The 22,148-nt window shown below is 72.7% G+C and carries 15 protein-coding genes; 3 read left to right on the top strand and 12 right to left on the bottom strand.

The genetic code is table 11. From position 1 onward, the window contains the following. Nucleotide 1: 1 nt before the first annotated feature. The 3 genes from EP26_RS07400 to EP26_RS07390 are packed head-to-tail and all read right to left on the bottom strand — an operon-like array spanning nucleotide 2 to nucleotide 3,426. Nucleotides 2–1,432: a DHA2 family efflux MFS transporter permease subunit gene (locus tag EP26_RS07400; RefSeq protein WP_043337485.1), complete on the bottom strand. Its 1,431-nt coding sequence runs from the start codon at nucleotides 1,430–1,432 to the stop codon at nucleotides 2–4. Between the two features lie 9 nt (nucleotides 1,433–1,441). Then, nucleotides 1,442–2,446 carry an NADPH:quinone oxidoreductase family protein gene (locus EP26_RS07395; RefSeq protein WP_043337484.1) on the bottom strand — a complete coding sequence of 335 codons (1,005 nt, stop codon included), beginning with the start codon at nucleotides 2,444–2,446 and terminating at the stop codon, nucleotides 1,442–1,444. Beyond that, nucleotides 2,446–3,426 carry a Bug family tripartite tricarboxylate transporter substrate binding protein gene (locus EP26_RS07390; RefSeq protein ID WP_084112373.1) on the bottom strand — a complete coding sequence of 327 codons (981 nt, stop codon included), beginning with the start codon at nucleotides 3,424–3,426 and terminating at the stop codon, nucleotides 2,446–2,448. Before EP26_RS07390 ends, EP26_RS07395 begins: the two co-directional genes overlap by 1 nt. 47 nt (nucleotides 3,427–3,473) lie before the next feature. On the opposite strand from EP26_RS07390, the gene EP26_RS07385 reads away from it, so the two are divergent. From EP26_RS07385 to EP26_RS07375, 3 genes are all read left to right on the top strand, one after another. Further along, complete coding sequence (locus EP26_RS07385) at nucleotides 3,474–4,592, top strand: CaiB/BaiF CoA transferase family protein (protein WP_052388915.1); 1,119 nt, start codon at nucleotides 3,474–3,476, stop codon at nucleotides 4,590–4,592. After that, complete coding sequence (locus EP26_RS07380) at nucleotides 4,589–5,827, top strand: hydantoinase/carbamoylase family amidase (protein WP_043337481.1); 1,239 nt, start codon at nucleotides 4,589–4,591, stop codon at nucleotides 5,825–5,827. Before EP26_RS07385 ends, EP26_RS07380 begins: the two co-directional genes overlap by 4 nt. Before the next feature lie 104 nt (nucleotides 5,828–5,931). Continuing rightward, the gene (locus EP26_RS07375; protein WP_052388914.1) at nucleotides 5,932–7,284 is read left to right on the top strand and encodes a tetratricopeptide repeat protein; all 1,353 of its coding nucleotides are present in this window, start codon (nucleotides 5,932–5,934) and stop codon (nucleotides 7,282–7,284) included. Here EP26_RS07375 and EP26_RS07370 read toward each other — a convergent pair. The 9 genes from EP26_RS07370 to EP26_RS07330 form a co-directional block, all read right to left on the bottom strand. Further along, nucleotides 7,276–8,058, bottom strand: a complete 783-nt coding sequence (locus EP26_RS07370) for a fumarylacetoacetate hydrolase family protein (RefSeq protein ID WP_043337480.1) — start codon at nucleotides 8,056–8,058, stop codon at nucleotides 7,276–7,278. The genes EP26_RS07375 and EP26_RS07370 overlap by 9 nt on opposite strands. An 11-nt stretch (nucleotides 8,059–8,069) precedes the next feature. After that, nucleotides 8,070–9,005, bottom strand: a complete 936-nt coding sequence (locus EP26_RS07365) for an SMP-30/gluconolactonase/LRE family protein (protein ID WP_043337479.1) — start codon at nucleotides 9,003–9,005, stop codon at nucleotides 8,070–8,072. A gap of 68 nt (nucleotides 9,006–9,073) precedes the next feature. Next, the gene (locus tag EP26_RS07360; RefSeq protein ID WP_043337477.1) at nucleotides 9,074–10,615 is read right to left on the bottom strand and encodes a glycosyltransferase family 39 protein; all 1,542 of its coding nucleotides are present in this window, start codon (nucleotides 10,613–10,615) and stop codon (nucleotides 9,074–9,076) included. Nucleotides 10,616–10,663: 48 nt separating this feature from the next. Next, complete coding sequence (bcsD, locus tag EP26_RS31785; RefSeq protein WP_169747370.1) at nucleotides 10,664–11,134, bottom strand: cellulose biosynthesis protein BcsD; 471 nt, start codon at nucleotides 11,132–11,134, stop codon at nucleotides 10,664–10,666. 35 nt (nucleotides 11,135–11,169) lie between these two features. Next, on the bottom strand, nucleotides 11,170–14,925 hold the full coding sequence (locus EP26_RS38075; protein ID WP_043337475.1) for a cellulose biosynthesis protein BcsC: 3,756 nt from the start codon (nucleotides 14,923–14,925) through the stop codon (nucleotides 11,170–11,172). Further along, nucleotides 14,925–19,394: a UDP-forming cellulose synthase catalytic subunit gene (gene bcsA, locus EP26_RS07345; protein WP_052388912.1), complete on the bottom strand. Its 4,470-nt coding sequence runs from the start codon at nucleotides 19,392–19,394 to the stop codon at nucleotides 14,925–14,927. The genes EP26_RS38075 and bcsA overlap by 1 nt, the downstream gene beginning before the upstream one ends. Continuing rightward, nucleotides 19,391–20,215 (bottom strand): cellulose biosynthesis protein BcsQ, encoded by an 825-nt coding sequence (gene bcsQ, locus EP26_RS07340; protein WP_043337474.1) that lies wholly within the window; start codon nucleotides 20,213–20,215, stop codon nucleotides 19,391–19,393. Before bcsQ ends, bcsA begins: the two co-directional genes overlap by 4 nt. Before the next feature lie 20 nt (nucleotides 20,216–20,235). Beyond that, complete coding sequence (locus EP26_RS07335; protein WP_157033433.1) at nucleotides 20,236–20,766, bottom strand: hypothetical protein; 531 nt, start codon at nucleotides 20,764–20,766, stop codon at nucleotides 20,236–20,238. 212 nt (nucleotides 20,767–20,978) lie between these two features. Next, nucleotides 20,979–22,052, bottom strand: coding sequence for a glycosyl hydrolase family 8 (locus EP26_RS07330; protein WP_052388911.1), 1,074 nt, complete (start codon nucleotides 22,050–22,052; stop codon nucleotides 20,979–20,981). Between the last annotated feature and the right edge of the window lie 96 nt (nucleotides 22,053–22,148).

The raw sequence follows: 22,148 nt of genomic DNA, 5'->3' as shown, positions 1-22,148 counted from the left end.
GCTACTCGGCGGGGGCGGCGATCCGCCGGTGGCCGCTGACCTCGGCGCCCGCGTCGGGGGCGAGGCGGAGGAAGAAGGGGCAGGAGGCCAGGACCACCAGCGCGGCGACGATGAAGGCGACGGCGAAATCCGGCACCTCCGCCACGTGGTGGCCGCTGAGCGACTTGCTGACTTCGAGGCTCGTCGTCGCCAGGACCACGCCGAGGGCGGGGGCGAGCTGCTGCACCGTGCCGGAGAAGCTCGTCGCCGCCGAGAGGCGGGTGGCCGGGATGTCGGCGAAGGAGAGGGTGTTCAGCGCGGTGAATTGAAGGCTGCGGAAGAGTCCGCCGGCCGCCAGCAGCAGGAAGATCGCCGCGAGCGGCCAGGACGGGGTGAAGAGCGCCGCCACGGCGACGCCGGCCGCGGCCAGGACCGAGGTGCCGAGCAGCACGGTGCGGAAGCCGAAGCGGCGGAGGATGGGGCGGGCAAGCGGCTTCATCACCAGCGCGCCGAGAGCCGTTGCAAAGGAGACGAGGCCGGCCGCCGAGGCGGTCTTGCCGAAGCCGACCTGGAGCAGCATCGGCACGAGGAAGGGCGTCGCCCCGGCGCCGATGCGGAACAGGCTGCCGGCCAGCGTGCCCTGGTTGAAGGTGGTGATCCGCAGCAGCGAGAGGTCGAGGGCGGGGCGCTTGGCCCGCAGGCAGTGGCGGATGGCGGCCCAGCCGAACATCAGGCCGAGGACCAGCGCCGCCCCGGCGATGCCCGCGGGGACGACGCCGCGGCCGATGGTCTCGAGGCCGAACATGAAGAGGGCGAGCGCGAGGCCGATCAGGACGAGACCCATGACATCGGGCGGGCCGGGGTCGCCGGGGGGGATGTCCTCGATCTTCCAGGCGACGAGGGCGAGGCCGAGCAGGCCGATCGGGACGTTGATGAGGAAGACTGACTGCCAGCCGAAGGCGTCGGTCAGGAAGCCGCCGAGGGGTGGGCCGCTGATCGGGCCGATCATGGCCGGCATGGTGAGCCAGGTCATGGCGCTCAGCATTTCTTCCTTGCGGACCTGGCGGAGCAGGAGGAGGCGGGCGACGGGGACCATCATCGCGCCGCCGAAGCCCTGGAAGACGCGGGCGGCGATCATCTCCGGCACACCGGTGGCGCGGCCGCAGAGGATGGAGGCGAGGGTGAAGATGGCGATGGCGGCCATGAAGACGCGCTTCGCGCCAAACCGGTCGGCGACCCAGCCGGAGACGGGGATGAAGACGGTGAGCGAGACGAGATAGGCGGTGATGGCAACGCCGAGGCGGGCGGGCTCCACACCCAGATCGGCGGCCATGGAGGGCAGCGCCGTCGTCACCGCGGCGCTGTCGAGGTTCTGCATGAAGAGCGCGCTGGCGACGATGGCGGCGGTGAGGCGCGGGTCGGGCTTGGCGGGCGGCGCGCTGGTCTCGCTCATCCGGGCAGGCTACGCCTCGTGCGGGCGCAGCACCACCCGGCCGCTGGCGCGGCGGCCTCTGACCTCGGCCATGGCCTCGCGGAATTGGGCGAGGGGGAAGCCGGCATGGACTTCGGGGCGGAGGGCGCCTTCGGTCCACCACTGGACGAGTTGGCCCCATAGGGCGCGGGCGCGGGGGGCGTGGAGAAGGCGGTTGTCGCCGGGGGACCAGCCGACATAGGTGCCCCAGTTGAGGCCGGCGACGGCGATGTTCTTCAGCAGCAGGAGGTTCACCGGCAGTTGCGGTATGCCGCCGGCGGCGAAGCCGATGGTGACGAGCGTGCCGCCATCGCCGAGGCAGCGGAGGGACTCGTCGAAGACGGGGCCGCCGAGGGTGTCGAGCACGGCGGCGACGCCCGTGCCGCCGGTCGCCTCGCGCACGGCGTCGCGGAAGGGCTCGGCGCTGTCGAGGACGAGGTCGGCGCCGCGGGCGAGCGGGATGCCGCGCTTCGCCGCGCCGCAGCGGGCGATGACGCGGGCGCCGAGGGCGCGGGCCACTTCGAGGCCGGCCAAGCCGACGCCGGCGGCGGCGCCGTGGACCAGCACCCATTGGCCGGGGGCGAGGCGGGTGCGCCAGAGCAGGGCGCTGGCCGCCGTCGGGTAGCTGATGGGCATGGCGACGGCGGGCTCGAGGGGGAGGCCGTCGGGGATGGCGATGACGTGGATGGCGTCGGCCACCGCCTCCTCGGCCATGCCGCCCCAGTCCAGCACGGCGAAGACGCGGGTGCCGGGGGGGAGCGGGTCCGGCACGTCGGGGGCGCTTTCGATGACGGTGCCGGCGATCTCCGTCCCCGGGGTGAAGGGCAGCGGGGGCTTCCGCTGGTACTTGCCGGCGACGACGAGTTGCGTGGCGAAGGAGACGCCGGCGGCCTCGACGCGGATGCGGACGCCGCCCGGCCGGAGCGGCGGCGGGGGGATGTCCTTCAGTTCGAGCGCATCGAATTCGCGCCAGGACTCGCAGACCACGGCGCGCATCAGTCGAGCCTCACATTCGCTTCGCGGACCAGGCGGCCCCAGCGGTCGAATTCGCGGCGGCAGAACTCGGCGAAGCGCTCGGGGCTGTCGGCGACGGGGTCGGCGCCGAGGGTGGCGAGGCGCTCGCGGACCTCGGGGGCCTGGACGGCGGCGGCGACGGCCTGCTGCAGGCGGAGGGCGATGGCGGGCGGCAGGCGGGGCGGGCCCCAGATGGCGTACCAGGTGGCGATCTCGAAGCCGGGGACGCCGGCCTCGGCGACGGTCGGCAGCTCCGGGTAGGCGGCGACGCGGCTCGCGGTCGTCACCGCCAGCGGGCGGAGCAGGCCGGCGCGGACCGCGGCGGCACTGCTCGGGATGCTGTCGAAGATCAGCTGGATGTTGCCGGCGATGAGGTCCTGCACCGCCGGCCCGGCGCCGCGATAGGGGACGTGGACCATCTCCGTCCCGGTCATCAGCTTGAACATCTCGCCGGCCAGGTGCAGCGCGGAGCCGTTGCCGGAGGAGGCGTAGGAGACCTTCCCGGGGTTCGCCTTCAGATAGGCGATCAGCTCCGGGATGGTCTTCACCGGCAGGGCGGGGTTCACCACGGCGACGAGCGGGACCATGGCGATGTTGGTGACGGGGGTGAAGTCGGCGACCGCGTCGAAGGGCATCGACGGGTTCAGGTGCGGGATGATGAGGTGGATGGAGGCGTTGACCAGGAAGGTGGCGCCGTCCGGGGCGGCGCGGGCCACGACCTCGGAGCCGATGACGCCGGAGGCGCCGGCGCGGTTCTCGACCACCATGGGCTGGCGGAGGTCTTGCGCCAGGCGGGTGGTGATGACGCGGCCGAGGATGTCGGTCGGGCCGCCGGGCGGATAGGGGATGACGAAGCGGACGGGGCGGGATGGCCAGTCCTCGGCCTTCGCCAGCCCTGGTGCCGCCGCGAGCAGGCCGAGCGCCGTCCTTCGGGTGATCCGCATCCCCTCCCCTTCCCTCATCCGTCGTTCCAGGCAGGATAGGGGGTGAAGACGCGGGAGGAAACGCCATGCAGCCGTATCAAGGGCTCTTCGTGCTGGATGCGAGCCAGGGCATCGCCGGGCCCTATTGCGCGACGCTGCTCGCGGCCTGCGGGGCGGAGGTGCTGAAGGTGGAGCCGCCGGCGGGGGACTGGTCGCGGGGGCTCTCGACGCGGGAGGGCACGCAGAGCGCCATGCATGTCACCTTCAACCGCGGCAAGCGGAGCGTGGTGCTCGATCTGCAGGAGGAGAAGGGCCGCGCGGCCTTCCGCACGCTGGCGGCGCGGGCGGATGTGATGCTGGAGGCCTTCCGGCCCGGCGTCGCGCGGCGGATCGGCGTTGTGCCGGAGGCAGGGAAGGCGGATGTCGTCTTCCTCTCGATTTCGGGCTTCGGGCAGCAGGGGCCGCATTCGGAGCGGCCCTGCACGGATAGCGTGGCGCAGGCCTATTCGGGGATGGTCTCGCTCAATATCGGCATGGATGGCGTGCCCCATCGCACCGGCAACCTGATGACGGTGGATATGGTCACCGGCATCTCGGCCTTCGCGGCGGTGCAGGCGGCGCTGGCGGGGCAGGCGCGCGACAGGGTGGCGGGGGCGGCGCCGCAGCGGCGGGTGCTCGATGTGTCGCTGATGCAGTCGGCGGCGGCGCTGATGGCCTTCAACGTCGCCGAGCAGGGGCTGCTCGGGCGGGTGCCGCCGCTCGCCAACGTGCCCTCCGGGACCTACCAGGGAAGCGATGGACGCTGGTTCATGGTGGCGATGCTGCGGGAGCCGGAATTCGCCACGCTCTGCGGCATCGCGGGGTTGCCGGAGCTGGCGCAGGATGCGCGCTTCACCAGCTTCGCGGCGCGGGCGGAGCATCGGGAGGCGTTGCTGCCGATGCTGCGGGAGGCCTTCGCCAAGGCGCCCGCCGCCGAATGGGTGACGCGCTATCAGGCGGCGCGGATGCTGTGCGACCTGGTCAACACGCCGCTCGACTGGCTGGCGGACCCGCATGTGCAGGCGGTCGGCGCGGCGGTGCCGCTGGAGCAGCCGGGGCTGGGCACCCTGCCCTTTCCGAAGCTGCCGGGGATCGGGGCGTGGAGCGTGCCGGCGCCGGGCCTCGGCGAGCATACGGAGGCGGTGCTGGCGGAGCTTGGGCTTTGAGGCTCGTCCAGGATTTGCTGGACCGGCTGGCGGAGATCGGCGCCGATCCGCCCGGCATCACCCGCGAGGCTTTCGGGGCGGGTGAGAACGCCGCGATGGCGCTGATGGCGGAGACGGCGCGGGGGCTCGGGCTCGAATGCGGCGTGGATGCGGGGGCGAACCTCACCATGCGCTGGGTGGGGAGCGACCCATCGGCGGCGCCGGTGCTTGTCGGCTCGCATCTCGACAGCGTGGTGCATGGCGGGAATTTCGACGGGGCGGCGGGGGTGGTGGCGGGGCTCGCGGCCATCGCGGCGTTGCGGGCGGAGGGGTTCCGGCCGCGCGCCACCATCGAGGTGCTGGCGCTGCGCTGCGAGGAGGCGGTGTGGTTCGGGCTCGGGCTGATCGGCAGCCGGAGCCTGCTCGGGCGGTTGCCGAAGGGGGCGCTCGACCTGCCGCATGCGCGGGGCGGGCGCAACCTGCGGGATTGCATCGCGGGGTGCGGGGGCGATCCCGGGGCGCTCGGGCGGCCGCTGCGGGACCCGCGGCGGATCGGGGCTTATGTCGAGGTCCATATCGAGCAGGCACCGCAGCTCATCGAGGCGGGGCAGCCCGTGGCGCTGTGCCTGGCCAATCCGGGGAATGTGCGGCACCCGCATATCCGCATCACCGGGGAGGATGCGCATACCGGGCTGCCGCATCGCTTCCGCCACGATGCGGCGCTGGCGGGGGCGGAGCTGGCGCTGGCGCTGGAGCGGCTCTGGCTCGACGAGGAGGCGGGGCGGCGGCCGATGGCGGTGACCATCGGGCGGTTCCATACCCTGGTGGAGCGGCATGCGATGACGGTGGTGCCGGGGGCGTTCGAGATGAGTCTCGACCTTAGGGCCTATGAGCCGGCGCATCTGGCGGCGCTGGAAGCGAAGCTGCACGGGCTGGTGGGAGCGGTCGCGGCGCGGCGGGGGGTGGCGATCGATCTCGGGCCGCGGAGCGCGGCGGCGCCGGGGGTGATGGATGCGGCGATTCTCGAGGAGCTGGCGGCGGCGGCGGCGCGGCAGCGGGGCCTGGCGCCGCCGCGGCTCAACAGCCCGGGCAGCCATGACGCCAACAACTTCGCCGCGGCCGGGGTGCCGACGGGAATGCTGCTCATCCGCAACCGCAATGGCAGCCACAACCCGGACGAGGCGATGGAGACGGATGACCTGCTGGCTGGGATCGGCCTGCTCACGCTATGGCTGGCGGGCCGCGCCGGGCATTGAGGCCGGCCGACTCTCAACTCCTCGCAAGCCTTCCGCAGCAAAGCGGCGGAAGGACACCAGCTATGGGCCAGCTTCGACAAGACTTCCGAAGGATGAGGGAACGCATGCAGAAGGACGCGCAGGGCCTGCCGATGACGGTGGCCTCGGCCGAGGCGGCGGCGGGCTATGACCGGACGCTGGAGGGGTTCCTGCTCTACCGGGCGGATACCTCGCAACGGCTCAAGGCGGCGCTGAAGCTCGACCCGGAGAGCCCGATGCTGGTCTTGCTGAAGGGCACCTTCGCCATGCTGGCGGCCAACTCCGCCTTCGCTCCGGCGGCGCTTGAGGCGGCGGCGAAGGCGGGAGCGCTCGCCGAGCGCGGCACGGCGCGCGAGCGGGCGCATGCGGCGGCGCTGGCGGCCTGGGCGGAGGGCGATATGGCGCGCGCGCTCGCGGCCTGGACGGGCATCATGGCCGAGCATCCGCATGACCTGCTGGCGCTCCGGCTGCATCACTACAACGCCTTCTGGCGGGGGCGGGCCGACATGATGCTGGCGGCCGTCACCGGCGTGCTGCCGCATTGGGGGGCGGACCAGCCGGGCTACCACAATGTGCTGGCCTGCCAGGCCTTCGCCAATGAGGAGTGCGGCAACTACCTGGTCGGCGAATCCGCCGGGCGGGCGGCGGTCGGCATCAACCCGGCGGATCTCTGGGCGACGCATGCGGTCGCGCATGTGATGGAGATGCAGGGGCGGCGTGGCGAGGGCATCGCCTGGACCTCGGGGCTGGAGCAGCATTGGGAGGGGGGGAACAACCTCACCCATCACCTCTGGTGGCACCGGGCGCTGTTCCACTACGAGCGGGGCGAGCACGACCAGGTGCTGGCGCTCTACGACCGGAATTTCCGCAACCTGGAGAGCCCGGTGACGCAGGCGATGCCGGACCTCGCCATCGACATGCAGAATGCCGTCTCCATGCTCTACCGGCTGCGGCTGCAGGGCGTGGATGGCGGGGCGCGCTGGACGGAGCTGGCCGACAAGTCGGAGGCGCGGATCGGCGATTGCCAGCAGGGCTTCAACCTGCCGCATTTCATGATGGCGTTGGTGGTAACAGGGCGCTTCGGCGCGGCGGAGCGGATGCTGGAGGCGGTGCGCGACTATGCGCGAAGCCATAACGGCGGGAATGCCGCAATCATCGGGCAGTATGCGCTGCCGATCTGCGAGGCGGTGCTGAAGCATGGGCGGGGGGACTTCGCCGGTGCGGTGGCGGCGATGCGGCCGGCGCTCGGCGGGATGCATGCGCTCGGCGGCAGCCACGCGCAGCAGGACGTGCTGGAGCAGTTCTTCCTCGATGCCGCCATGAAGGCGGGGCTGGAGGAGGATGCGCGGCTGCTGCTGGAGCGGGTCGCTGGCCGGCACCCGGTGCCGCCGGAGCGGCGGGCGGGATACCGCAAGGCGGCCGCCTCCATCCTACATTGAGGGGGCGTAGGGGTTCTCCAGGACGCCGATGCCCTCGATGGTGACGGCGACTTGCATGCCGGGGCGCATCGGCAGGGCGCCGAGCGAGGTGCCGCAGGCGATGACGTCGCCGGGATGCAGCGTCATCTCACGCGAGATGAGCGAGACGATGCGCGCCGGCGGCAGGATCATGTCGGCGAGCGGGTAGTCCTGGCGGGTGCGGCCGTTGAGCGCGACGGTGACGCGGGCCGATCGCCAGTCGAAGCCGGTGGCGATGGCGGGGCCGATGGGGCCGAATGTGTCGCAGCCCTTGGCCCGCGCCCATTGCGGGAAGGAGGCGTCGGCGGTCAGCAGGTCGAGCGCCGTCACGTCATTCACGGCGGTGTAGCCGAAGATGGCGGCTTCGGCCTCCGCCTCGTCGACTGCCGAGACCTCGCGGCCGATGACGATGCCGAGTTCGCCCTCGTAGAGCACCTTGCCGTCATAGCCCGCGGGCGGGTGGATGGCGGCGCCGGGGCCGATGACGCAGCGCGGGTTCTTCAGGAAGTAGAGGGGGAATTCGGGGATAGCGTTGCCCTGCTTCGCGGCGGCGGCGTGGAAGTTGTTCCAGAGGCCGATGAAGGCGCCGGGCTGCACGGGCGGCAGCAGGCGCACCGCCGAGAGCGGCAGGCGCTTGCCGGTCGGGGCGGGCGTGCCGAAGAACTCGCCGGCATGGACGGCGATTTCCTCGCCTTCCAGGGCGCCGAAGCCCTCGGCGCCGTCGCGGTCGCGGTCGTAGCGGACCCAGAGCGTCATCCCCTGTCCCTTCAGTTGTGCGGAAGGTGGAGGCCGGGCTCGTCCCACCCCATCGCAGCCAGCTTGCCAGTGGTGGAGAGGGTGATGAAGGCGGTGCGCCGGTCGGGCCCGCCGAAGCAGAGGTTGGTGGGCATCGGCTCCGGCATCTTCACCACGCGGATGATCTCGCCGCTGGGGGAGACGGTGGTGATCTCGCCGCTCACCAACGTTGCGACGCAGATGTTGCCGGCGGCCGTCGCGGCGACGCTGTCGAGGCGGCGGTAGCCGGGGAACTGGCAGAGCACGCGGCCGCCGTTCGAGGAGGGCCAGGGGTCCTTGCGCACCACGCCGGGGCCTTCGATGTCCCAGGCCCAGAGGCGGCCCGTTTCCGTCTCGGCGGCGTAGAGGGTGCGGCCGTCGGGCGAGAGGGCGATGCCGTTGGCGCCGCCGAAGACCGGGTAGGCGGCCTCGACAATCTTCGAGCCGTCGGTCGCGGCCCAGTAGACGCCGCCATGGTCGCGGTCGCGGGCGCGGACCTTGCCGAGGTCGGTGAACCAGAAGCCGCCGTCGCCGGGGCTGCCCTTGGGCGCGAAGACGATGTCGTTCGGGCCTTTCAGCTTATGGTCGCCGCAGCGGTCGTAAAGCACGCGCACATCGCCCGATCGCGGGTCGATCACCTCGATGCGGCCGCCGCTGTAGTCGGGCGACTGGCCGATGGGGCGGATGAAGCCCGGCTCCTCGTGCCAGAGGAAGCCGCCGTTGTTGCAGCAGAAGATCTTGCCGTCCGGGCCGAGGGCGATGCCGTTCGGGCCGCCGCCGGGGCGGGCGACGGTGGTCTTCGTCCCGTCCGGGGCGACGCGGGTGAGGGTGCCGGCGGCGATCTCGACCAGGATGATGCTGCCATCCGGCATGGCGACCGGACCCTCCGGGAACCGCAGCCCCTCGGCCAGGATGCGCAACTCGGCCATGCCTCTCTCCCCCTTCAATCTTGCCGGGGATCATGCGCCAGAAGGCGGGGCTTGCAACCCCACCCGGACTATTTCGGTGCCCAGAGCTCGATCGGGCCGCGCTCCTCCGGCACCTCGCCCACCTGGTGGTAGTCGCTCTCGAGCGCCTCGGTGATGATGGCCGCCGCACTCTCGCGCAGGCGCGGCCACCAACCGCGGTCGATGACGACGAAGCGCGGGCGGGTCGCCATGATGCGCGCCACCTCGGCATCGGTGTTGATGCCGGCGATGTCGGTGAACTCGCCGGTGAGCTGGGCGGGGAAGACGAAGCGCGTCGGCAGCGCCGCATCGGTCAGCGCGTAGATGACGGGATGGTAGTTGGCGACGAAGATGGTCTCGCCCGGCTTCAGCTCGGCGCGGATCAGGCGGGTGATCTCGACCACCGGGTCGGCTTCGAACAGGCCGATGCCGCGGTCGACGCGGGCGGTGGCGTCGGCGCGCCAGGAGCCGATCATCACCACCGCGACCAGCAGGGCGAAGCCGGGGGCGCGGCGGTGCGCCGGCAGCCAGCGGGCGAGGCGCCAGCACCCGAAGGTCGCCATCAGCGCGAGGGAGGGCAGCCACAGCAGGAAGTAGTGCGGGTAGAAATAGCCCGGCGAGGCGACGCCGACGCTGGCGGCGGCGAACCAGATCAGCCCGACCCGCACCAGCATCCCGGCGATGCCGCGCCGCGGCAGCCAGCGCAGCAGGGCGGTGCCGGCCAGCGCGATGGGCCAGAGCAAAGTCAGGATCTCGACGAGGATGCGGTGGAAGGACTCCACCCCGCCGAGCCGCCCCTCGGCATAGCGGAGCGGGCCGAGGAAGGTGCCGTCGAGGAAGTCGGCCAGCGCCCCCTGCCACCAGTAGAGCAGGCCGAAGATCAGCGTCGGCAGGGCGCAGAGCCCGGCATAGGCAGCGGCCATCGCCAGCGCCCGGCGCCAGGGCAGCAGGCGGAGCCAGAGAGCGGGAAAGACCATCAGCGCGAAGCAAAGGCAGCCCTCGACCACCATCACCGGCTTGATGGCGAGCGCCGACCCGATCAGCAGGCCCATGGCGACCAGCCCGGGCCAGCCGGGCGCCTCCCGCAGGCGGAGCGTCCCGGCCAGGCCGCGGATGCCGAGCGCCATGGCGGAGACGGTGAGCGGGGCGAACAGGATCTCGGTATTGGTGGCGAGCCCGCCCATCCTGAGACTATGAGCGATGTAGATGAAGCCCGCCGCCAGGCCGATGCCGCGCGGCCCGCCCGCCGTTCGCACCGCGCCATAGAGCGCCCAGGCGGCCAGCGCCACGCAGAAGCAGCCGAGCAGGCGGATGGTGGCGATGCTCTCGCCAAAAACGGCCATCGCCGCGGCGAAGACCGCCGGCGCGCCGACCGGGTGCATGTCCCAGACCGCGACCAGCGGCCAGTGGCCGCGCAGCCATTGCTGGGCTTGGACCAGGTAGAGCCCCTCATCCGTGTCGATCACCGCGACGGTGAAGCCGAGGGCGCGCAGCAGCAGCGAGGCCAGCAGCATCGCCAGCGGGACGACGAGGATGCCGAAGACGCGGTCGATCGCGGCGAAGGGGGCCCGCAGGCGCGGAGAAAGGCTCATCGGGCGCTTCGCATATCATGGACCGGGGGGTGGGGAACCCCTCCCCCGTCAGCCCCGGCCGTAGCGGAGGAGGATGACGCCCGGCCTGCTGCCGGTGCGGCGGGGGACGAGGCTCGGCTCGGCGCCGGGCTGGGCGCCGAACCAGGTGCCGTAGAGGCCCTCCAGCACCGCGCCGACCCAGCCGCCGGAGGGGTCGGCCCCGGTCGCCACCAGGGGGGCGGCGCAATGGGTGACGACGAGGGCGCGGTCGTTCGGGTCGAGGGCGATCTCGGCCCAGCCCCAATCGGCGGCCGCCAGGGCCTCGTTCACCCGGGCCTCCAGCTCGGCGAGGCCGGCGCAGGCGGGCAACGGGGTCAGGGTGGCGAAGCGGGCGCCGACGGCACGCAGCAGGGCGTCGCGCGAGGCGGCGTCGAGGTTGGCGTCCAACGTCTCGACCAGGGCGCGGAGGAAGCCGCGCCACTGCGCCGCGACGCCGCGGCGGGCGAGATAGCTGAGGGCATTCGGCTCGGCTGCCGTCATGCGAGGCCCTTCCGGGAAGGTGAGCGAGGTGTCCATCACTTGTCGAACCGGTAGCGGGCGAAGAACATGCCGCGTGCCTCGTTCCAATTCGCGGTGCGGTCGTAGCGCAGCAGGGCGCCGATGCGAAGATTGGGCGTCACGGCATAGTCGATGTCGCCGCGGACCCCGCCGATGATGACGGAGGCGCTGCGGGCCGCCTGGCTGGCCCTGGCGGTCGGGTCGGATTCGAGCTGGGCCTGGGCGCCGGTATCGGTCGGGAAGTAGCGGGCGGCGTCCTCGCGGTAGCTCTGGTAGCCGATGGTGCCGCCGAGCCGCCAGGAGAGGTCGCCGTCGCGGCCGCGCCAGTCGACCGGGATGTTGGCGGCGAAGTAGCTCTGCGGGCTGAAATAGCCGCCATTGCCGTAGGTGAAGAGGCGCTGGTTGTTGTCATAGGCGAAGTAGACGAGGTCGAGCCCGGCCGTCAGCTCGTCGCCCGGCCGCCGCCAGACCTGGTAGGAGGCCCCTGCCCCGGCCTCGAAGCGGTTGTTGCTGGCGGTGTTGCGGCCGGTGAAGCTGGAGTAGCCGGCCCCGGCGTAAAGGCCGACCGGGCCGGTGCCGTATTCCAGCTGCGCCCGCCCGCCGGTGCGGACTACGCCGCCCCAGACCTGGCCGCTTGCCGGGTCGCGCACACCGGACCAGGAGAGCAGGCTGTCGGTCACCGAGCGGCGCTCGGCGGTCAGCCGCAGCTTAAGTGTCGGGCTGAGGGCGGGGGCGAATTCGACGCCGCCCAGGAAATTCTGCTCGCGGAAGCCGATGGGCGAGGTGCCGACATCGGCGCGGAAGCTCTCCCGCGCATAGCCGAGGCCGAGGCCGACGCCAGTCGCCGTGGTGTCCCGCGCGGTGAGGCGCTGGCGGTCGGCGGGGCTGGCCGAGGGCGTCGTCCCTTGCAGGCCGGGGGCGAGGGCGTTGCTGCCATAGGCGCGCAGGCCCTCGATGTTGTCGGCGTTCAGCTTGCCGGTGGCGATGCTGACCGGCGTGACCGTCGCGGTGATGCGGCCGCCGGGGGCGATGGAGGCTTCGAGCGGGGCGGAGACCTCCTCCAGCCGGTCGCGGCCGCTGGTGCCGGAGCGGGTGCGGTAGGCGACGGCGCCCTGGAGACGGGCGGTGGTTTCCTCGCGCACCAAGCCGAGCTCGCGCTGGATCTCGGCATCGACCGGGTCGATAGCGGGGGCGAGGGGGGTGCCGGGCAGGCCGCCGCGGCGGAAGGGGTTGTCGCGGCCGGCCTGGGCGAGCAACGGGCCGTTGCCGGCGGTGGGGTCGCCCCCTTGGGTGGCCTGGGAGCGGCGCTGGGCGGCGGCCATCTCCAGCGCGCGCAGGGCACGGCCGTTCTGGCCAGCGGCGCGGGCGAGGCGCGCCTCCGCCAGCGAGACGCGGAGGTCGCCGGGGCTGATGGCGCGGGCCTCGACCAGCAGGGCCTCGGCCCGGCCCCAGTCGCGCGCGGCGATGGCGGCGTCCATGGCGGCGAAGCGGGCTTCGAGGCTGGACGGGTCAGCCTGGAGGACGCCCTCGGCGATGCGGCCGGCAGCCTGGGGCTGGTTGGCGCCCTGGTAGAGCCGGGCGAGCGCCAGGTTGGCCGGGGCGTTGGTCGGGTCGCGGGCCAGGACGGGGGCGAGCAGGTCATAGGCGCCGGCCTGGTCGCCCTGCTCGTTCAGCCGGTCGGCAGCGCGGACGGCGAGGCCGGATTGCAGGGCGGCGGCCTGGCGGCGTTCCTCTCCCGTCAGGTTGGGCAGGGCCTCCACGGCGCGGGCGAGCGCGATGGCATCGGCCTCCGCCCCGGCGCCGAGCAGGGCGGTGGCGATGGCGAGGCGGGCGGAGGCGCTGGCGCGGGGGTTGGCGGCGAGCGCGGCGCGGCCGGCCTCGGCGGCGCCCATCGGATCGTTCAGTTGGCCGAGCTTGCGGATGGCGAGCTGGGCGTTGGTGCCGGTCGGGTCAGCGCGGCGGGCGATGCCGATGAGCTGGAGGCGGCCCTGGGCCTGCTGGCCGGAGCGGATGAGGTTGGCTGCCGCCTGCACCTCGGCGGCGATGCGGGCGCGGGCCAGCAGGCCGTTCATGTCGGCGTTGCGCAGGCGGACGGGGATGCGGTCGAGGTAGCCGGCGGCATCGGCGGGGCGGCCATCCTCCTCGGCGAAGAGCGAGGCGGCGTGCAGCGAGGCGGGGTTGCCGGTGGCGGCGGCGGACTCCATCAGCTGGCGGGCCTCGGCGCCGCTGCCCTGGCGCGCGAGCAGCCGGGCGAGGTCGAGGCGGATCCAGGGGCTCGACGGGTCGGCCTGGAGCGCCTGGCGGAGCATGGCGATGGCGGCGGCCGGGTCCGGGTTGCGCTGGGCCTCGGTGCGGATGGCGTTCGCCCGGCCGGACATGGCATCGCCGCCGGCGAGCGGGCCGCGGGCGTTGCGTTGCAGCTCCTCCGCTTCGGCGAAGCGGCCCTGCTGCTGCAGTACCTCGTAGAGGCCGCTGGCGGCGGGGCCGAGATTGGGGCGGCGGCCGAGCGCGGCGTGGTAGCGGGATTCGGCGCCGGCGAGGTCACCGCGGCGCAGCGCGAGGTCGCCGAGCAGCGCATCGGCATCGGCGCGGTCGCCGGCGCCGCGGCTGGTGGCACGGCGGAGAGTCTGCTCGGCGGCGTCGAGGTTGCCGGCCTGGAGCTGGCTGCGGGCGGTGGCGAGGTCGGCGGCATAGCCGGCGCCGTCGAGGGCGCGCTGCCACTGGTCGCGCTTCCCGGGGTCGAGGCGGATGGCGCGCTCGAGCAGGCTGCGCGCCTCGCCGTAGCGGCCCTCGCGCAGCCGGACGAGGCCGAGGCCGCCGGTGGCGTCGGCATCCTCCGGGTTGCGGGCGACGGCGGCCTCGAAGTCGCGCTGGGCGTCGCGCAGGCGACCGGCGTTCAGCTGCTCGAAGCCGCGGATGCGGGTGAGGCTCGCCTCGTCCGGCGTGCCGGCGGGCGGGTTCTGCGCCTCGGCCAGCTTGCGGGCGATGTCGCCGTCATTCGGGAAGCGTTCGAGGAAGGATTGCAGCGCCGGGACCATGTCCTTGCTTGGGCCCTGCCAGAGCAGCGCCTGGCGCCAGGCGGCGGTCGCGGTGTTCGCCACCTCCGGGTTGGCGGCGAGCTGGCGGAGGCGGCCGATGCCGTCGTTGCGCGTGGCGTCGCGGTAGGTCAGCACCTGGGCATGGGCGAGCTGCAGGCGCATGTCGCTCGGCGAGCGGGCAGCGAGGCGGGCGAGGCCGTCGCGCGCCTCCGGGTAGCCCTGCTCGGTGCCGGCGAGGGTCGCGTAGTATTCCTGGGCGTAGCCGTCGGGCGGCGTCGCGCCGCGGAACAGCTCCTGGTAGCGCTGCACCGCCTCGGCGGCGCGGCCAGCCCCGGCGAGGCGGCGGGCCTCGGCCAGCGCGCCGGTATCGACAGTCGCGGCGCGGACGGTGATGTCGGTCTCGCCGAGCCGCGGGTCGCCGGGCGCCACCTGGCGCAGCCGCGCGAGGTAGCTTTCGGCCGGCTGGCGGTTGCCGAGATGGGCATGCGCCTGGGCGGCGCCGGCCAGCGCCTCGACATTGCGCGGATCGACGACGAGCAACCGCTCCAGCGTGCGGATGACGAGTTCCGGCCGGTTCTGCAGGCGCCAGTAATTCGCTTGGTCGAGCAGGGCGGTGATGGCGCCTTCCTGCCCGCCCTGGGCCGCGGTGGCGGCAGTGGGCTGGGCTTGGCCTTGGGCGAGCGCGACCGGCGGCAGCAGCAGCGCGGCGGCGATAAGGGGCGCGCGGCGGAGCATCAGCTTGTCCTCATGCGCAGGCGGCGGATCGCGCGGCGGCGGAGCACCCAGTAGACGGGCGCCGAGACCAGCAGGGCGGCGAGGGCGAGCAGGCCGAGCAGCGCCGCCGGGCTGGTCGAGAGATAGACCTGCGGCCAGAGCCAGGGCGGCAGCACGCCGGTGTTGTAGCTGCGGCCGAGGCTGTAGCCCTGGAGCTTGCCGGCGGTGAGCAGGACGAGGTCGCCCTCGACGCGGGGCAACTGCTCGCGGTCCTGCAGGGCGGCGACCATGTCCTCGAGCGCGGCCGGGGTGGTGCCGGTCAGCGCGAGCACGGAGCGGCCGGGCTTCAGCGGCGATTCGAAGCCGAAGACCGCGCCGAGCCCGTCGCCCGGTGCCGAGAGCTGGGCCGAGGCGCGTTCCGCCGCCCCCGTCCGGTCGCCGGCGCCGAAGATGTGGCGGAAGCCGCCCAGCATGTCCGGCAGGGCGACGGTGAGGCGGTTGCCGTCGATCTGCACCGGCGCGTGCGCCATCAGCTGCGGCAGGGCCGGCTGGCGGCCGAGGGCGCCGATGACGATGAGGTCCTTCTCCGTCGCCTGGGCCAGCGCCTGGGGCCGCACCACCTGCACACCGGTCGCCGGATGGCCGACGAGGGCGGAGATGCGGCCGATCAGGCCGAGGAAGGCCGAGAGCTCGCTGGTGCTCGGCCGGTCGGGCAGGACGACGGCGGTGGTGGAGAGGTCGGCGAGGCGGGTGAAGGGGAAGCCGGAGCTGGCGAAATAGGCGAGGTTCGGCAGGCGGGTGAAGCGGTAGGCCGAGGAGAGGTCGATCGTGCTGTCCGGGTCGATGCCGGCATGGATGTCGCCGGGGATGGCGACGCATTCGCCGCGCGAGAGCGGGCGCATGTCGAAGCGCAGTTGCAGCTCGTTCTGGCCGAAGACGATCCAGGGCGGGATGCCGAGGCGTGCCTCGGAGCGGTCGCCGGTGCCGCCGAACCATCCGGCGACGGCGGAGAGCGGCCAGGCCGGCTCCGGGCCGCGCAGCGGGAAGCTCTTCAGGTAGAGGTCGTTGATGGTGGCGTCGACGCGGGAGACGGCGACGTCGACGATGGGGCCCGGGGGGGCGCGGAAGCGGATATCGGCCTGCAAGGGCTGGTTGCGCCAGGTGAAGAGGTCGGGCGCGGTGCGAAAGGGGATGGAGATGGCGCCGGGCGAGTAGCCGGAGACCTGCAGCTCCGTCGGGTCGACCAGCTCGCCGAGCTTCACCGGGCGGTTGCTGCGAACCCAGCGTGGCGCGTCATAGGGCTGGCGGGCCGCCATCTCCGGCAGCTGGACGATGGCCGCCTCGCCCGACAGCGCCTCGCGCCCGACCGCGAGTACCGAGGCGGCGGCCACCGCCTCCGCCCCGGTGCGGCCGCCGAGGACGAGGATGAGGCCGAAGGGGTCGTTCGGGTTGGGCAGCAGGGCGACGGTCGGGCCGTCGAAGCGCGGCAGCGGCACGCCCTGGATGACGTCGCCGCTGGTGGCGACCATCACCGCATGGCCGCGCGGCGGCGGCACGGGGGCGACGGGGAAGCGGGCGGTGCGGTAGTCGGCCTGCACCGCGAACCAGGAGGAGGCGATGGCCGCCGCCCGCAGCGCGTCGTTGCCGGCGCCCTCGGCAAGGATCACGGGCAGTACCAGCTGCTCGCGCAGCAGGCGCGGGTCGAAGAAGGGCTCCGGCAGCCGCGCCAGGTCGCGGGTCAGCGGCAGCTTCTCCAGGGTGAGGTTCAGCGTCGAGGTGTCGGAGACGACGGCCCAGAGCAGGCCGGAGAGCGGGTCGTTGCACTCGACCGCGTAGCGGCCGGAGAAGCGGATGTTCAGCCGGTTGTTGTCGGCGAAGAAGACCGGGTTCACCGGGAATTCTAGCGGGCCGAAATTCGGCCGGTTGCGGTCCGGCTGGATGGCGCCGACGAATTGCTCGTTCAGCGCGATGGAGATCTGGCTCAGCTCGGGGATCAGCGCGGGCGAGGTCGAGCCCTGCATGACGAGGCGGGCATCCGTCACCACCTCGTCGCCGCGGACGCCGAAGAGCACGCCTTGCAGGTCGGAGGTGCCGCGGAGCTGCATCGGCGAGCGGAGGCCGAGCTGGCGCAGCGTATAGCTGATGCGGCGCGTCCCGAGCGTCGGGTCATGCGCGCCGGGGGCGGCGAGTGCGGGCGCCGGCGCATAGGTTGGGGCCTGGCCGAAGGCGGGGCGCGGCTGCGCCGAGGCCTGGCCGGCGGCGGTGAGGCCGAGGCCCACGAGCAGCCAGGCCGCGGCGCGGCGTGTCGTGACGCGGCTCGGCGCCGGCGGGCGCTCCGGCTCGGCGATGACCGGGACATGGTGGGCCATCGCCGGGGCGCGGCGGCGCAGCGAGAATTGCGAGCCGCCGCGCACCAGGCCGGTGATGCTCACCATCACCTCGCGCAGCGAGCGCAGCGGCCGGTCGATCCGCGTCTCGTCCCAGGGCATCCAGGCATCGGCGCGGCCGAGCACGGCGCGGACGATGCGGCCCTCGTCATGCAGGTCCTGCGGGACGAAGCGCACCTGCAGGCGCCCCTCCGACCAGCGCAGAACCTCGGCCGGCAGCGGGATCGTCTCATGGCCACAGTGCAGCTCGAGCGTCACCACCGCGTCGTCGACCATGCCCTCGGGGCGGTCGGCATAGACCGCGGCGCCGCCGAGGGAGAGGTCGCGCGTCTCGCCCTCGACCGCGCGGCCGTCGGGCAGCAGGATGGTGGCCGGGACATCGGCGCTGATCCGCGCCCGCTCGCGCAGCTGGCGCCGCTCGCGCCCAACGGCGAGGCCGGTCATCACCGTGATGAAGCAGAGCGAGCACCAGAGGAGGTTCAGCATGTAGGCCTGGAATTCGAGGCTCTGCCTCGGGTTGGTCATCAGTCCCCAGAGGCCGAAGCCGAGGCCGGCGGCGAGGAAGAGGGCGAGCACCATGTTGGGCCCGACCGCGCGCATGTCGAAATAGCCATCGGCCAGCGTGCCGCCCTTGTCGGTGACGTTGAACTTGCCGCGGCGCGGGTCGAGCAGGGTCGCCAGCGTGACCGGCAGCAGATAGACGGCAAGCACGGCCTCGTAGATCTCCGACCAGAAGGAGTGGCGGACGCGGCCCTGGATGCGGCTCGCCGTCACGATGGAATGGATGATGTGCGGCCCGGCATAGGCGACGATCGCCAGCGGCGAGGCCGCGATGATGGTCTGCCCGCCGAGCAGGTAGGCGAGCGGCGCGGTGAGGAAGACGAAGCGCGGCAGCGGGAAGAGGAAGTGGAACATCGCCATGAAGTAGCAAAGCCGCTCGGACCACCCGAGGCCGCTCGCCGTCAGCGGGTTCTCGATGCGGAGGATCTGGATCATCCCCCGCCCCCAGCGCATGCGCTGGCCGATATGCAGCATCAGCCGCTCGGTCGCGAGGCCGGCCGCGAGCGGCATGCGGATATAGGCGGTGCGCCAGCCGAGCCGCTGCATGCGCAGCGAGGCGTGGCAGTCCTCCGTCACCGTCTCGGTCGGCACGCCGCCGATCTCCTCCAGCGCCTCGCGCCGAATGACGGCGCAGGAGCCGCAGAAGAAGGTGCCGCCCCAGAAGTCGTTGCCCTGCTGGATGAGGCCGTAGAAGAGCAGGTTCTCGTTCGGCACGCGCGAGCCGGAGACGAGGTTCCGCTCGAAGGGGTCGGGCGAATAGAAGTGGTGCGGCGTCTGCACCATGCAGAGGTCGCGGTCACGCAGCAGCCAGCCGAGGGTGAGCTGGAGGAAGGCGCGCGTAGGCACATGGTCGCAGTCGAACACGGCGATGAACTCGCCGCTGGTGACGCCCATCGCGTGGTTGATGTTGCCCGCCTTGGCGCCCTTGTTGTCGGGCCGGGTGATGTAGTTGGCGCCGACCTCGGCGGCGAAGCGGCGGAAATCCTCGCGCCGTCCGTCGTCGAGCACATGGACGCGCAGCTTCTCGGGCGGCCAGTCGATGGCGAGGGCCGCGAAGACGGTCGGCTTCACCACCTCCAGCGGCTCGTTGTAGGTCGGGATGAAGACATCGACGACCGGCCAGGCGGCGACATCGTCCGGCAGCGGCACCGGCTTGCGATCGAGCGGCCAGAGCGTCTGGAAGTAGGAGAGGATGAGCGCGACGGCGGCATAGACCTCGGCGATCACCAGGCCGGTGCCGAGGAAGGTCTGCCAGAAGCTCGTGTAGTCGAGCGTGTCGCTCAGCCGCCAGTACAGGTAGCGCAGCGAGACGATGGTGGAGAGAGCCGCGAGGGCGAGCGTCATCACGCGGCCGCGGAAGACATTGGCGGCGAGGAAGAGCATCACTCCGCCGATCGCCAGATAGGCCTGGTCCTTCGGCTCGAGCGGCGCGACGATCACCGTCAGCGCCGCGGTCAGGCCGACGAGGATGGCAAAAGTGCCGCCGATGCGGCTGCGCATGAAGGGCAGGCGGGCGAGCCGGTCGCGGGTGCTGGTGCTCATGGCGCGACCGGTTCCGTCGGGAGGGGCCCAATGGACTGAGGCCCAATGGACAGGGGCAGTGGCGGCAGCAGGGCGGCGATGCCGCGGGTGATGTCCCCGATGTCGAGGGCTGCGGGGCTGTCCGGGGCCAGCGCGTGCAGCAGGCGCTGGGCGGCGACCGCTTCGGCCACCGCCTCGTCGCGGCAGATGGCGCCGAGCAGGCGGGGGCCGAGATGGCGGACCAGTGCCTCGGCCACGGCGCGGGAGAGGCGGGAAGAGGCCTCGACCTGGTTCAGCACGACGCGCACGCGGCTGGTGTGGAGCGCGGCCAGGGTCCCGCCGCCGAGGAAGCGGCCGCTGTCGATCTCGGGCACCAGGGCGGCGCTGGTCGCATCGGCCAGCAGCACCGTCACGACAAGGTCGGCGAGCGGCGCCAGCAGGTTCAGCACCTGCGAGGGGCCGGGCGGCAGGTCGGCCAGCAGGACGAGGCCGGGCGTTGCCAGCATGGCGCGCACCGGGGCCAGCAGCAGCTCCGGCTCGCGCTCCAGCGCGGCGGCGAGGCGCAGCGCGGCGCGGATGTCGGTCGCCCCATGCGGCAGCAGGGCGACGCCGGAATCGGTGTCGCGGACGAGGCCGCGCCAGTCGGGGCGGCGAGGCAGTTCCATCAGGAAGCCGGCGGCGTCCCGCACCGGCAGGCCGAAATGCAGGCGGAGCGCGTTCTGCGGGTCGCAATCCATCGCCAGCACCGGGTGGCCCGCGCGATGCAGCGCATCGGCGAGGTTGGCAGCGAGCGTGGTCTTGCCGACGCCTCCCTTGGGCGCGGCCACGCAGATCAGCGGCATTCTGCCTTCCCCGATCCTGTCTAGCGCACGCCCGAGGGATGGCCCGCGACGCGGAAGGCGGCGAAGGGCGAGGCCAGTTCCGGCTGAGCGCCGCCGACCAGGCGCATCACCTCGGCGAGCGGCAGGGTGACCATGCCGGCGGGCAGCAGGCCGGTCTGTGGCATGGCGGCGGGCCAGCCCGGCGGGGCGACGGTCTGCGCCATGCCGTGCAGCAGGGTGGCGAGAGTGCCAGAAGACGCGTGAGAGGGAGCCGGAGCGGGGGACGGTGCGAAAAAAGGCGCCGCGGGCGGCTCGGGCAAGGGTGGCTGCGGCCGGTAGGGCGCCTCGGCGACGGGCGTTGGCGCGGCCGGGCGGGCGGGTTCGGGCAGCTTGTAGCTGAGGTCGACCGGGCCGGGCGAAGGCCGGCTGGCGAAATCGGCGGGCAGCGGGACGAAACTTGGGGGAGGCACCGAGGCATGCGGCTCGGCCGCCGGGGGAGCCGGCTTCGCTTCCGCCGCCGCGGCCTCCATCGCGGCGCCGACTAGAGGGAAGGAATTCGGAGCATCATCCACTGATTGAGACGGCGTTCCACGCACCGGCTCGTTCCCGAAGCTCCGGTACCGGAGTCCGGGAGACTTCAAGGCTGCCGCTACCCGAGCAACATCCGAGTCCCGTTCCATCGCGCAGTCGTTCCCTTAGATGGAGAACAACATGCCGTGAGTTCATTCAAAACGGAATAGGTTTTTGAACAGCATATCAACTTTTGCGCAATCTTGCCCTCGGCTTACCGCTGCGCCATGCGGACCAGGAGGCTGAGCGCCGCGGAGTAGTAATCGGGCGCATCCGCGACCATGCCTTCCGCCCGCTGCGTCACCGGCCCTGTAGGCCTTTGCGCTCCGGCAAGGCGGGCAATGGCAGTAACCCCAGGTGAAGCCGGATAGGGGGCGATGCGGTCGTTGGTCAGGTCCGCCCAGGCCGGCATGAACGGATTCGCGGGATCGATCCAGAAATTGCGCACACGCTCGAGCACCGGCTCTCCCCCGAGGCCGGCCCAGGCCAGGTAGAGCGGCACCCGTACCGCGTCGAAGGAGAAGCGCGGCGGCCAGTTCGACGGCAGGGTCAGCCCACCATCGGCGCGGGCGAGCACGGCCCAGTCGGGCGGCAGGCCCCAGCGGCCGAAGCGGCATTGGCGCAGCAGCACCAGCCCATCGGCCGCGACGCGCACCCAGGCCGGGTCCGGCACCGCTCGCGCCAGGGCGCCGAAGGCGGGGAAGACGTAGTAGGAGGGGTTGATGATGGTCCCATCGGCCAGTTCGAAGCCTCGCGCGCCCGGCAGCAGCACGCTGTAGGCGCCGACGCGGCGGACCAGCAGCCGCAGGATGTCCCGCGCGATGGCGGTGCCGAGCATCGTGTAGTCCGGCATGTCCCAACGCGCGCCGGCATCGAGCAGGGCCCAGGCGATGCAGATATCGCCATCCGTCGCGTTGTTCGGGTCTTCCACCGGGAGGGCCGCATCGGGCTTGAAGCGCCAGGCATGGAGGTTGTCGCCCGGGCGCCGCAGCACCCGCCGCGTCCAGCCGAGGATGCGCTCGAAGCCCGGCCGGTCATCCGCGGTGAGGGCGAAGAGCAGGGCCCAGCCCTGGCCCTCGGAATGCGAGACGCCCCCATTGCCGGTATCGACGACACGCCCGTCCGCCATCAGGAAGCGCGACTGGAACTGGAACCATTCGGCACGGAAGATGGCCGACGCCGCCGCAGGCTGGGCGGGTGCGGCGCATGCAATGGCGGCGAGCGTAGCCAAGGCACTGCGTCGGGCCAGCACGGGGCCGATCGGGGAGGGCTGGGATGGGGTCTGCACCGGCCAGCTCTCGGTTGAAGTTGCAGTCGCCCAGCTTGTAGCAACAAGCGCCGCTTCGGGCAACCGGTGGTTGTTGAACTTTGCGTGCGCGCAACG

The organism is Belnapia moabensis DSM 16746 (assembly GCF_000745835.1).
GTDB classification, from domain to species: domain Bacteria; phylum Pseudomonadota; class Alphaproteobacteria; order Acetobacterales; family Acetobacteraceae; genus Belnapia; species Belnapia moabensis.
Note: the sequence above shows the minus strand (reverse complement) of the source record. Positions and strands in the feature narration are given on the sequence as shown.